This window comes from Blautia sp. MSK18_10 (assembly GCF_020553185.1).
GTDB classification, from domain to species: domain Bacteria; phylum Bacillota; class Clostridia; order Lachnospirales; family Lachnospiraceae; genus Blautia_A; species Blautia_A wexlerae.
Genome location: NZ_JAJCGT010000016.1, coordinates 56,784 through 68,443 on the forward strand (window position 1 = coordinate 56,784; position 11,660 = coordinate 68,443).

Annotated in this window: 12 protein-coding genes; all 12 read right to left on the minus strand. The window is 40.0% G+C overall.

The genetic code is table 11. The features are described 5' to 3' along the window. Position 1: 1 nt before the first annotated feature. Positions 2–418: an adenylyltransferase/cytidyltransferase family protein gene (locus LI074_RS08565; protein ID WP_008703533.1), complete on the minus strand. Its 417-nt coding sequence runs from the start codon at positions 416–418 to the stop codon at positions 2–4. A gap of 60 nt (positions 419–478) precedes the next feature. Beyond that, complete coding sequence (locus tag LI074_RS08570) at positions 479–1,738, minus strand: CDP-glycerol glycerophosphotransferase family protein (RefSeq protein ID WP_173698099.1); 1,260 nt, start codon at positions 1,736–1,738, stop codon at positions 479–481. Further along, entirely contained in the window at positions 1,719–2,753 is a 1,035-nt protein-coding gene (locus LI074_RS08575; protein ID WP_025577094.1) for a Stealth CR1 domain-containing protein, read from the minus strand. The genes LI074_RS08570 and LI074_RS08575 overlap by 20 nt, the downstream gene beginning before the upstream one ends. Before the next feature lie 7 nt (positions 2,754–2,760). Continuing rightward, positions 2,761–3,867 (minus strand): glycosyltransferase family 1 protein, encoded by a 1,107-nt coding sequence (locus LI074_RS08580; RefSeq protein ID WP_173698100.1) that lies wholly within the window; start codon positions 3,865–3,867, stop codon positions 2,761–2,763. A gap of 62 nt (positions 3,868–3,929) precedes the next feature. Then, a complete protein-coding gene (locus LI074_RS08585) occupies positions 3,930–5,024 on the minus strand; it encodes an acyltransferase family protein (protein ID WP_173698101.1) in 1,095 nt (364 codons plus the stop codon). Between the two features lie 69 nt (positions 5,025–5,093). Further along, positions 5,094–5,834, minus strand: coding sequence for an ABC transporter ATP-binding protein (locus LI074_RS08590; RefSeq protein ID WP_008703540.1), 741 nt, complete (start codon positions 5,832–5,834; stop codon positions 5,094–5,096). A gap of 62 nt (positions 5,835–5,896) precedes the next feature. Then, the gene (locus LI074_RS08595) at positions 5,897–6,673 is read right to left on the minus strand and encodes an ABC transporter permease (RefSeq protein WP_008703542.1); all 777 of its coding nucleotides are present in this window, start codon (positions 6,671–6,673) and stop codon (positions 5,897–5,899) included. A 286-nt stretch (positions 6,674–6,959) separates the two neighbouring features. Further along, positions 6,960–7,802: a TPM domain-containing protein gene (locus LI074_RS08600; protein ID WP_025577097.1), complete on the minus strand. Its 843-nt coding sequence runs from the start codon at positions 7,800–7,802 to the stop codon at positions 6,960–6,962. 15 nt (positions 7,803–7,817) lie between these two features. Beyond that, on the minus strand, positions 7,818–8,906 hold the full coding sequence (locus tag LI074_RS08605) for a hypothetical protein (protein WP_008703545.1): 1,089 nt from the start codon (positions 8,904–8,906) through the stop codon (positions 7,818–7,820). Positions 8,907–8,930: 24 nt separating this feature from the next. Then, complete coding sequence (locus LI074_RS08610; protein WP_008703546.1) at positions 8,931–10,220, minus strand: SPFH domain-containing protein; 1,290 nt, start codon at positions 10,218–10,220, stop codon at positions 8,931–8,933. 366 nt (positions 10,221–10,586) lie between these two features. Beyond that, positions 10,587–11,000, minus strand: coding sequence for an ATP-binding protein (locus tag LI074_RS08615; RefSeq protein WP_306452303.1), 414 nt, complete (start codon positions 10,998–11,000; stop codon positions 10,587–10,589). Positions 11,001–11,076: 76 nt separating this feature from the next. Continuing rightward, on the minus strand, positions 11,077–11,379 hold the full coding sequence (locus LI074_RS08620; protein ID WP_008703548.1) for an STAS domain-containing protein: 303 nt from the start codon (positions 11,377–11,379) through the stop codon (positions 11,077–11,079). Between the last annotated feature and the right edge of the window lie 281 nt (positions 11,380–11,660).

Here is an 11,660-nt window from a genome sequence, read left to right on the forward strand (position 1 = left end):
CCTAGAATTCTTTTAATTTCTCACGAAGCATCGTTGAGGATGTATCTTTGGTATATGGCAGAAATACCAGCTTAGCGCCCAGCTCTTCCATTTCTTTTCCGGTCTTTTCCCAACGTGCATTGCCCTTCCAGTCATCTCCGATATAGATTTCGTTAAAGTGGACTTTTTCCCATACCTGCTTTTTGTCCAGGGTTGTCGTCACGATCACCTCATCAACATATCTGATGGCCCGTACAATCTCTGCCCTTTCTTCCAGCGGAACAATCGGTCTTTTGTTTTTATATGACTCTACCAGATCATCCGCATTCACACCGACAATCAGATAATCGCAATGTTTTTTTGCATTTCTGATCAGGTTCAGATGTCCTATATGAAACATATCAAAGGTTCCCTGTGTATATCCTATTTTTTTCTCCATTACATTCTCCCTGTTTTATTGCATTAATAGATAACTGTTCTCTTCGCATTCATATAACAGCTACAATTGTAAATAATCTGCAAGCCTTTTGCAATAGTTTTCTGTTTTATTGTGCATCTGTTTCAGATTCTTTGCTCTCTCCTGCCGGTAACTGTCTGTTCCATCAGTCAGATGTTTCATAAATTTTCTGATATCACAGGCATTATAGATTTTCTCACCCGGCATATATTCCAGCGGATCTTCAAATACAAATCCCCTTTTTTCTTTATATATATTGTAATCCGCAAGCACATATCCAAGCGGTCTGTCCAACAGCAGATAATCTACTGCCACTGACGAGTAATCAGAGAGCAGACCGTCGCTGATCCCTATCAGTTCATAAAGTTTTATCTGTTTTTTCTCCAACAGGGCTTCCGCAACATAACGTATATTGGTAAACTCCTGTTCATTCTCATCCCATTCCGTCTGAAGCGGATGCTTCTTTATGATCAGAATAATCTCCTGCTCCCTTAGATAACTGTCCAGTTCTTTCAGCTCGTTCATATCCTGTATTGCCGGAAGCTGACAGGGAAGCTCAATTTCATTTTCCGCACACCCTCCCAGATCACTTTTTCTGAAAGTCGGCATCCACAGAACAACTTTTTTCCCTTTCCATCCGAACAGACTGTCCAGAATTTCATCCTTACTCATTGACGGATGCAGCATCCAGTCATATCTGGGATATCCCATCATTAACAGCCTGTCCGGTTCGCAGTTCCATAGTCCGGATTTCGTTTTCACAAATACCGGTCCGGGAACAAGTGCATAGTCAAAATCAGGCTTTATATTCTGTTTTTTCTTTCCCTGCTCTGCATCTTTATAACCGCACCCATGCCACAGATTTACAACTGTCTGTCCTTTACACCGATACCTGTTCAGTCCTGCACTGTTATGAGAATAAAAGAAAAATCCGGCTGTAGCACCATAATAATATGCCAGCGGACTGCTCCATCCATATTTATTTTCAGCAGTTACAAATTTTACATTTCCGGTATTCTGATTTCTGAATTTTCTTTTTTCAGAGACCAGCCAGATGATCTCATATTTTTTATTATACCCGGAACTTATAAGATATTCATAAAAAGCTTCCGGATTATCTGTGCAGTCCATCATTTCCCGATTTTTAAACACAAGCCGGTTTTTCTTTATTTTTCCAAAACGCACAGTCAGCTTTCCAATGACCTGCTGCTCTGTTTTTGTCATAAAACGACCGATATAGTGCAGGATCATTCCGAAAAAGCCCAGCCTTTCCGTATATTTTTTAATCGCACTTTTTGTCATACATGCCTCCGGAATCTTTGTAAGATAATTCAAATGCAGACTTTTCGGGAAGGATACTCTCAAAAGAATCTTTGATATTTCTTTTCTGTTGTCTGAAATCTCCTATATTTTCCGTATCATTTATACACAATATTTTACACTTCTGATTTCTGAGTACATCATGTATCTGCCGGTCGTGAAGACCTATGGTAAAAAATTTCCCGATTTTCGGTGATTGAGGTTCATATTTTCCCTCCATATACTGCCAGTATTTCATCACATACTGATTTACATCCCCCGGAGAACGGAATCGTGTCCTGCATACTCTGTCCAGCACTTCGCCTTCTTCCCTCCACACTTCTTCAAAGGTACTCTTCAAAAAAGAACTTGAGATATGAGAATATTTAAAACTGGAAAACTCCCTGTACGGAAGCATCAGCATATTTCTGAATACCATTTTTCCATATGCAGGATGAAACCATTTTTTCCAGTTTCTGCCAATCACTTCTCTCTTTGAATAATGCATATTTACAAGTGCAGCATTGTTCATAAGAATGCAGGCAAACGGATTATTGATATCATCCTGTACCAACGCTGTTTCTATACAATAGTCTCTTGGAAGACCATTTCTGAAAAAGTCTTCCGGTTCCATTTTATTTATGATGAAGGTATCATCATTAAAATATACAAACTGTTCGGATAAACCTCGGATCCGATGCATATTCAGTTCAATGGGATGACTGCTGAATGTGGGCAGATACTGCTTCGGAATATAATCCTCGTGTTTTACAACTGTCAGCTTCGGATGATCTGTATTCAGCCAGGAAGGGATATGCCCCCATGTTACAAAATATATATGATTCACCCATGGAGCAAATTTTTCAACACCTCTGAACCAGTACTGCAGATTTTCCCAGTCCCGAAATCTGCTGTCCTGTGTCTGGTCATTTTTAATTCCCAGATACTCATTTCTCTGCTTTATCCAGGCTGAGTCTGATCCATCCACCCATGGCAATACAAAATCAATCTTGTCCATCTGTAATTTACCTCGTATGATAATATAAATCTTTCAAACGTTTTGCCTCTGTCTCAATGTTAAAATGCGCATCTGACAGCCGCTTCTTTATCAGATCAGCCGCTTCTCTGTTCATAGAACTCATTGCCATCACTGTTGCCGCCCACTGTATATTATCTCTGTCAAGTGACAGCCGTCTGACTCTCTCAGGAAAAACAACTGCCTCCTCAGACACCGCCTCTGACATTACGCAGGCAAGTCCATTTGCCTGGGCTTCAATAAGCGCAAATGGCACACCCTCAAAAACAGACGGAAACAGAAAAACATCCATAGCAGATAAATACCTGCGGATATTCTCCTGTTTACCGGCAAAATATACCTTATCTTCCAGTCCTTTCTGCACTGTTTTCTCTTTTATCTCTTTGTACAGACCTTCCTTTGGACCTACCAGACACAGCATCACATCTTTTTTTTCGGAAACGATCTGTTGGAAAATATCAAGCATTCTGTCATGATTCTTCGGAATATCAAATCTTCCTACATGACCGATCACTGTTTTATTTTCCCATCCCAGTTCCTTTCTGAGTGAATCTCTGTCTTTTTCTGAAAAACTGAACTTCTCTGCCTGAATGGCATTATTGATCAACGTAACCTGACCGCTTTGGAAAGCTTTATCTCCAAACAGCCACCTGCCCGCCATTTCTCCGCATGCAATCCTGTCAGTAGCATATTTTGCAATCTTTGGTCTGTTCCAGTTGTCCATGATTTTTCTGATCAGTCCGGGACAGGAAGAGCTGTGGCTGTGCGCAATTATCTTTGGCACTTTCATTGTATGAGCCACACGTAACGGAACAATATTTGCAGCTGAAAGCATATTTACATGTACTGCATCATATTTTGTTTCTTTTAATATTTTTTTCAGTTCTTTTATATAGCCCTGATAGTTCTTTTTTACATTTGGAATATAGTAGATCCTTCCACCCAGTTTCCTGATTTCCTCTTCATATGCAATTTTATCATACATACACACAAAATCAAACTGTATATCCATATGCACCAGAACTCTATAGTAATTCATCACAAATGCTTCCAGACCTCCGGCAACATTTCCCATTCCAATCTGCAGTATTTTCATGATACGCTCTCCCATCCGTCACTATTGTCCACTCTGAATCCTATTGCGATCCTCTCGAAAAATCATTCCCGTACCGCATAATGTTCCGTCACTTTTTTCTGTAACAGCCGTATCAGTTTCTGATATCCTGTAATCTTCTTAAGAAAATCCAGGCAGTAACTGATTCCCAGCGAAATCACAAGAACTGCAACAGGAATCAGCCAGAATTTTTTTAATGCAAATACATATTTTCCCAGAGAATCTCTCACAAATGTATGTACCAGCCAGATGTTCATGGAATGCTTGCCCAGATACTGAAGGAACAAGGATACAGGCGTAATCCTGAACAAATATTCAACGCAAAAGAGAATCAGCAGGAATGGAACAAGTGCATACCGGAATTCCCAGAAAATTTTCAGGTCGATTTTATGGTACAGGAAAAAGCCGGCACACAGTAAAGCAGACAAACAGATGAATTTTAATTTTTTCCGCCTGTATTCATGCAATTTTTGAAAGAAATTATATTTACAGCATAACATTCCTGCCACAAATATCAAAAGAAATGAATATGGCTTTGAGCCTCCCTGAAATCCAATACCTAAAATTCTCGGAAGCAAAAAGATAACTGCAATACAGAATATGCCTCCAAATTTCTCAATCGTCCCATCTAACAGAGGAAGCAATATAATAAATACAAACGCAGCACTCATATACCACCATGCCCCGTTAAGACTTTCAGTCTCCAAAAGTCTGGAAATTCCCAGTATATCTGCAAATACGGCGAATCCTCTTTCATAAAAGGTTTCTCCCCACTTGCTCGGATCCTTAAGTCCAAGTCCAAAGTAAATAAGATAGGATACAGCTGCAGTAAACCAGAATCCGGACATAGTGGAAAGAAGATGTCCGGATATCCATTCTGATACTGCATACTTTTCTTTATTTTTCATTTTAGCCGAATATCCATACATCAGCCCGTAACCGGATACAAATGCAAATATTGCCACGCAGATTTTACAGCATTCCGCAATAGCAACAAGCTGTTCTGTTGTCAGCCCGCACAGATCCACCTGATATCTTTCGATTCTGTCTGCAAGACGGTAGCAGTGGTGAAAGATCAGCAGTAACACTGCAAGACCTTTTAAAGCTGCTGAATCTTCTTTTTTTAATCCGTTTGTCATATACTCCTCCGGATATTTCTGACTTCTTAAATTTTTTCTCTGTCAGACAGATATCTCTGTCTGTCCCTGTCAGTTAGTCATTTTCTCATACTGTTCAGAAATCGTATCAATATCTCCGTAAGCGATCAGTTTTCCTTTTTCAAGGATCATCGCCTTATTACAGATTCTCTGAACCTGCGCCAGAGAATGAGAGACAAACAACACTGTTACACCCGAATCAAACATGCTGAGTACTTTCTTCTCACTCTTCTTACGGAATTTCGCATCACCTACAGATAATACCTCGTCCAATATCAGAATTTTGGGAGAAACCACTGTAGCAATCGAAAATCCAAGTCTGGATTTCATACCTGATGAATAGTTCTTGATCGGCACATCAATAAAATCCTTCAATTCGGAAAATTTCACGATCTCATCATACTTCTCATCAATAAATTCTTTGGAATATCCAAGCATTGCTCCGTAAAGATAAATATTTTCCTTTCCTGTATACTGTTGATCAAATCCTGCACCCAGTTCCAGAAGCGGAACCATCTTCCCATGTTTTGTAACTGAACCTTCTGTTGGTTTGAAAACGCCTGCGATAACCTTAAGAAGAGTACTCTTTCCTGCACCATTCAGTCCGAGGATTCCTACCCTGTCTCCTTTTTCCACTGTAAAGCTCACATTCTGCAAAGCCCAGAATTCATTATATTTAATCTCTTTTTTAATTGACTTGATAATATAATCTTTCAGACTGTCTACTTTCTCTTTGCTGAGATTAAATTTCATACTCACATTATCAACAATAATCGCTGGTTGTTTGCTCATTTTTTCTCCTTATTTTTCAAAAATAATTCGTTCCGCTGCCCTGCAGCTTTCTGTCTCAGTTCTCAGATGTAAAGAATAAAATCATCCTGTTTCTTCTTGAAGCAGAATAATCCAATCACCATTGCCACAACGGAAAAGATAAGTGCATATGCAAAATAATGAATATTCATCGCTTTTCCAAATACTGAACATCTGAAAATATCAATCACACAATACAATGGGTTATATTTCAGTATCCATGCCCATCCACTCTTCAAAAGCTTTTCAGGATAATAGAAAATCGCACATGTATACATAACCAGCATAAGTGCTACAGACCAGAGATATTCCATATCTCTGAAAAATACACCTATTGTTGCCAGGATCATTCCGCATCCATATGACATAATAAGAATCAGTATCAGTGCGATTGGTGCCTGAAGCAGATAGAACGTAGGCTTTACACCAAGTATCACACTCACCATTGCCAGTACGATCAGTGAGATCAGAAAGATCACATAGTTAAAAAGCACACTGGACAGCGGATACAAATATTTGGGTACATATACCTTTTTGATCATTGCCGAGTTCTGACGTATAGATTTCAAAGCGGCCTTGGTGGACTGTGAAAAGAAACTGTACAGGAGTCGTCCGGTCAGGATATATACAGGAAAGGTCCTGTCTGTATTTCCATACAAAGTACCAAATACAATTGTAAGCACGATCATGGTAAGCAACGGCTCCAACATAGACCATATCATTCCCAGATAAGAACGTCTGTATTTCAGCTTAATCCCTTTTTTTACCAGTTCTGACAAAAGAAACCGGTATTGCATAAAATTATCAACGTATTTTTTCATGTCCTCTCCATTATTTCTGTTTTTTATTTCATTTTATAATTCTTTTGTGCAGAAATCTGTTATCGTCAGGCGGATATTTGCAATCCGCTTCGCAGTTTATTTTCTTTTTGCCGGACAACTGTCTCTACACAAAACAAACCACCTTGTACTGTATCATATTCTCTGATGTCTTGCAACCGGTATCCGTAATTTTGCGCAAAATAAAATCCCAATCTTTCCTGTCATTTTATGGTTATCCCATAAAATAATATAAAAGATCAGGATTTTTATATGTCATGCCAGTCAGTTAAAATGATCCACTGGAACCCCCATGCGTCTCACCCGAAGAACTTGTATGGGTACTGCTTCCACCGCCACCGGAACTCTCTTCCTTCGGCTTCGCCGTACGTGTGACCTGATGATACAGAAATATATCCCGGCTTCTGTTAATATGAAGACTTCCGTCTTTCATATAATCTGCTGCATCCGGCTTCATATGTACAGTCTTCATCCGGCTTCTCATTACTCCGGTTACGATCAGCGCGATCACAAATCCGACCACAAGCGAAATGAGAAATATCATATAAAAAGGGATGGTTTCCTCCGGCAGATTTTCTACATCGTACGGTTCTCCGCTCTGTGCCTGAATGATAAATTCTTCGCACAGATCAGCAAACTTCATAAAGCCCTCATAATACTCACCATCGGATAAATATGACCCAAAATTATCCGTCATATATTCCTGTCCTGCATCAGTAAAAATCTGAATAGCCTCTCCATGTGTGGAGATACACCACTTACGTTCTGACATGGTTATCAAAAACAATATACCACTCTTGTCCTCTCCCATGCCATAGTCATTATAATCAAAGAAATCATCTGCATAATCCTGCGGAACTGCACCATCCAGAGTCTCCTCTGTGACAACCACAACATCACAGCCGTAGTCCTCGCTGACCTGATCCAGTTTCGCCTCCAGTTCTTCTTCCTGCCCATCATCTAACAGATCTGCAAAATCTGCCAGCCTTTCTGTATGCACTTCTTCTGCTGCATAAACATTTTCTGAAAATGCTTCCGTCACAAATCCTGTTGTACCTGATACAGTAAGGACAGAAGCCAGAAATACAGGTATGATCTTTTTCTTCAGCATATCTTTCGTCCTCCCCTAAAAAATCAGCAGTCCGGCAAGGCACAAAACAACCGTAAATACAGCGGTCAGTCCGGCAAGCCATTTCAAATAAATTCCCCTGTCAATCGGAAGGTCTCCTGTCATTTTTCCGGTTTGTCCGTTCATTGCAAATATATATTTCTTATCTTTCCATGTTGTATTCAGAATCCATACCGGATACAGTGCATACTGTGCTTTTCCGCCTGAAATATTTACGTTTGTATTTTCGGGAACAACAGAAGCATAACCCTTCACTGTATCTGCCAGTACTTCCTCTGCGCTCTTTTTCATACGGTCATGTGCCCTGTTGATGCTCTCTTTTTCACTGACATCATACTTATCTGCCAGATATCCGGAAAGATATGCGGTCTGAAAATCCACAGACTCTGAAATTTTAAATGGTTCAATGGATTCCATCAAATCATCTGCCATCTTTTCTGATCCATCTACAGGTACAGAAACGAATGTCATCTCTCCGCTTCGCTCCACAGAATAGTAGCTGGTCTCCGTATAATCATAATCATGGTCACTCCACATTCTTACCTTTGTCGCCTTATAACGCACATCAGCATCAACATCCCCGTCAAAAAGCCAGAACGGAACATATAGCCCCTTAATCTCATCAATATGATTTTCCCTGCGAAATGCTTTTGGCAAAAATGTTCTTCCCTTAATATGCCTGTAATATGCTTCTTTTGCCGCTTTCTTATCCAATTTGAACGGAATCACCAGATCCGGCCTTAATGCACCTTTAAACTTCTCTGTCATAATTACGGGATTTCCACAATACGGACAATTTGATGCTCCTGTATTCTCATCTGCGATAATCTCACCACCACAGGACTGACAGGTATAGACATTCATTCCATCTGTCTCACCTTCCTGCCATTCTCCACCGGCATCTGTCTGCCATCCTGACAGATCATCCTGCTGTCCGGCTTCACGCTCCATCTGCGCATCCAGTTCTTTTAATGTTTCCAGTTCAAATTCTGTATCACAGTATGGACACTTCATTTTCTGGGACTTACTGTCAAATTCTATTGCACCGCCACAGGCAGGGCATTTATATTCTCTCAGATCAGACATAGACATTTCTCCCCCTGCTGTATTTTACTGTCTTGGCTTTCCACATTCTGCACAGAACTTTCCTGTATTTACCGCACCACAGCTGCATGTCCACTTTCCGGTCGGTCTTGGGCTTCCGCATTCAGAACAGAATTTACCGGTATTTACTGCGCCGCAGCTGCATATCCACTCTTCCCGCTGCGGTTTCGGTTTACCACATTCAGAGCAGAATTTTCCTGTATTCTCTGCACCACATTCACATTTCCATGTTCCTGCCCCGGATGCCGGCTGCATATTCTGTGCTGCCTGTTGCTGTGCTGCCTGCTGCTGTGCCCCCATCTGATAGAGATTCTGCATATTCGCTCCACCTGCCTGGCCTGCCATGCCCATTCCCATAAATCCGGTCATAGCACCTGCAGTGTTGGAGGCTGCTGATTTCATTGCATCTGCCTGAGCACCGGCAAGTGTCGCTGCTGCCATAGTCGGATCTCTGAGAATGGCATTCTTCTGTGCATCTTTGATAAGCTGTGCATCCTCTTCCGGAAGAGTCACAGGATTCATGGCAATGGAAACAACCGCAAGACCTCTGGTCTGCTGCCATTTTTTCGTAAGGGCTTCATTCATGGCATCGCATAATTCCAGAACATGTCCCGGAATGGCACTTGGACGGATCTGAAGTTCTGAGATTTTTGCAAATGCAGGCTGAAGAGCACTTACAAATTCTGTCTTTAACTGAACTTCAATTTCTTCTCTGTCATACTGCTGTTCAACATTTCCGCACACATTTGTATAAAACAGGAGCGGATCGACAATCTTATAAGAATATACTCCATTACAGCGCACAGATACATCTATGTCAAGACCGATATTTCTGTCAACTACCCGGAATGGGATTGGATTTGCTGTTCCGAATTTATTATCTACCAGTTCTTTTGTATTAAAATAATAAACCCTCTGGTCTTTGCCTGTATCGCCGCCAAATGTAAAACGCTTCTTTACTGTATCAAAAGTCCTGTGGATCCCCTCTCCCAGACTTCCGGCAAAAATACTTGGTTCTGTGGATGCATCATAGGTAAACTGTCCGGGTTCTGCACAAACCTCCACAACCTTTCCCTGTTCTACGATGATCATACACTGACCATCTGCAACAGCAATTCCGGAACCGCTTGAAATAATATTATCGCTGCCTTTTTTGTTGGAAGAACGTCCGCCTACTCTCTTCTCACCCTTTACAACCAGAACATCTTTATCTATTGCATCGCAGTAAAAAAACTCCTTCCACTGATCTGCCATTGTTCCGCCAAATGCACCGGCTGCTGCTTTGATCAATCCCATAATTTATATCTCCTTCCTGATTACATATTATTTTATACATATTTCTTACAGATATTTTCTACCCATATTTCCTGTTAGTGTGCCGACAAGTTGATTTCTCGAACAATCTTGCGTCTAAATTTCTTATTTTGCGGGTAATTGTGTGTGTTTTTTTACAATATAATATTTTTACAGTTACAAATTGATATTTATAAGTTCATCATATCATACATTTTCCGAATTGTCATGCGCAAAAACTCCTCTTTTCTGTCATTTTGCAACATATGAGCACATAAATCGCTGCAGTCCACTCCACAGTAACTATAATGCGACGCGCAGTTATTCAAAAGTTCATGAATAGCAATATACACTTACAATGTATGAAATCTATAAATTCTTTTTTAATTTCAATATATTTTTCCCGTCTGCATATTCATATGAAACCTCATCCATCATTTCCTTAACCAGAAAAATTCCAAGCCCCCCGATTTTTCTTTTTTCTATATCCAGGGTAACATCCGGATCTTTATTTTCTAATGGATTATAAGGAATGCCTTTGTCTATAAACGTCAGTTCCAGTCTTTCAGGAAAATTCTTTATTTCAACCTGTACAGTTGCCTCTCCAGTTTTTGGCGTATAAGCATAATAGGCAATATTGCCAAATATCTCATCTATCGCAATATCTATCTCCATCTGTACTTTTGCAGAACATCCATTTGCTTCCAGTATGGAATTTACAAAATCTGTAATTACCGCTATATTCTCTATTTTTGCTTCTTCTGTAATACTTTTCAAATCCACTTCTCCTTCCTTCATTCAGTTCAGGTAAATAGAATCCCCCTTTTCGCTGTGCAGTTCTGTATCTTTACAACCACAGTCATTCGATTGACAGTATGTCTGCAAATCCCGTAATATCGAATACATCCTGTATGATATCACTCACATGAATCAATTTCATAGTTCCTTTTACATTCATAAATTTCTGCATTTTCAGAATAACACGCAGGCCGGCTGATGAAATATATTCAAGCCCTGCAAAATCCAATACAAGTTCCTGAGTATTGATCAACTCTTTCTCGGCAAAAGTATCCAATTCAGGTGCAGTTGCTGTATCTAATCTCCCGGTCAAAAATACCGTATCTTTTGTTCCTTCATTTTTCTTTTCAATTTTTAGACTCATTTTCTCTCTCCTTTTTCAGATAATGTCAAATTTCTGTTCTGTCAGCATCTTCTGCCTCCATCTGTATATTCACTCTATCCACCCTGATATCTGCAAATTGCTCCATTACTGAACAACTCCCATATTTATCATATTCATTGTAACATAAACAGGAGATGAATGCATCATCTCCTGTCTATTATTTATCTGTATTTTTTACGTTACTGTGCAGATATGCACAATTCTACGCTTTCATCTACTACAATATATTTATGGTTAATATCCCTTACAGCCAGTAAGGA

Coding starts and splice junctions, on each gene's coding strand:
- LI074_RS08565 (WP_008703533.1), bottom strand. CDS start 418: ATGGAGAAAAAAATAGGATATACACAGGGAACCTTTGATATGTTTCAT.
- LI074_RS08570 (WP_173698099.1), bottom strand. CDS start 1,738: ATGACAAAAAGTGCGATTAAAAAATATACGGAAAGGCTGGGCTTTTTC.
- LI074_RS08575 (WP_025577094.1), bottom strand. CDS start 2,753: ATGGACAAGATTGATTTTGTATTGCCATGGGTGGATGGATCAGACTCA.
- LI074_RS08580 (WP_173698100.1), bottom strand. CDS start 3,867: ATGAAAATACTGCAGATTGGAATGGGAAATGTTGCCGGAGGTCTGGAA.
- LI074_RS08585 (WP_173698101.1), bottom strand. CDS start 5,024: ATGACAAACGGATTAAAAAAAGAAGATTCAGCAGCTTTAAAAGGTCTT.
- LI074_RS08590 (WP_008703540.1), bottom strand. CDS start 5,834: ATGAGCAAACAACCAGCGATTATTGTTGATAATGTGAGTATGAAATTT.
- LI074_RS08595 (WP_008703542.1), bottom strand. CDS start 6,673: ATGAAAAAATACGTTGATAATTTTATGCAATACCGGTTTCTTTTGTCA.
- LI074_RS08600 (WP_025577097.1), bottom strand. CDS start 7,802: ATGCTGAAGAAAAAGATCATACCTGTATTTCTGGCTTCTGTCCTTACT.
- LI074_RS08605 (WP_008703545.1), bottom strand. CDS start 8,906: ATGTCTGATCTGAGAGAATATAAATGCCCTGCCTGTGGCGGTGCAATA.
- LI074_RS08610 (WP_008703546.1), bottom strand. CDS start 10,220: ATGGGATTGATCAAAGCAGCAGCCGGTGCATTTGGCGGAACAATGGCA.
- LI074_RS08620 (WP_008703548.1), bottom strand. CDS start 11,379: ATGAGTCTAAAAATTGAAAAGAAAAATGAAGGAACAAAAGATACGGTA.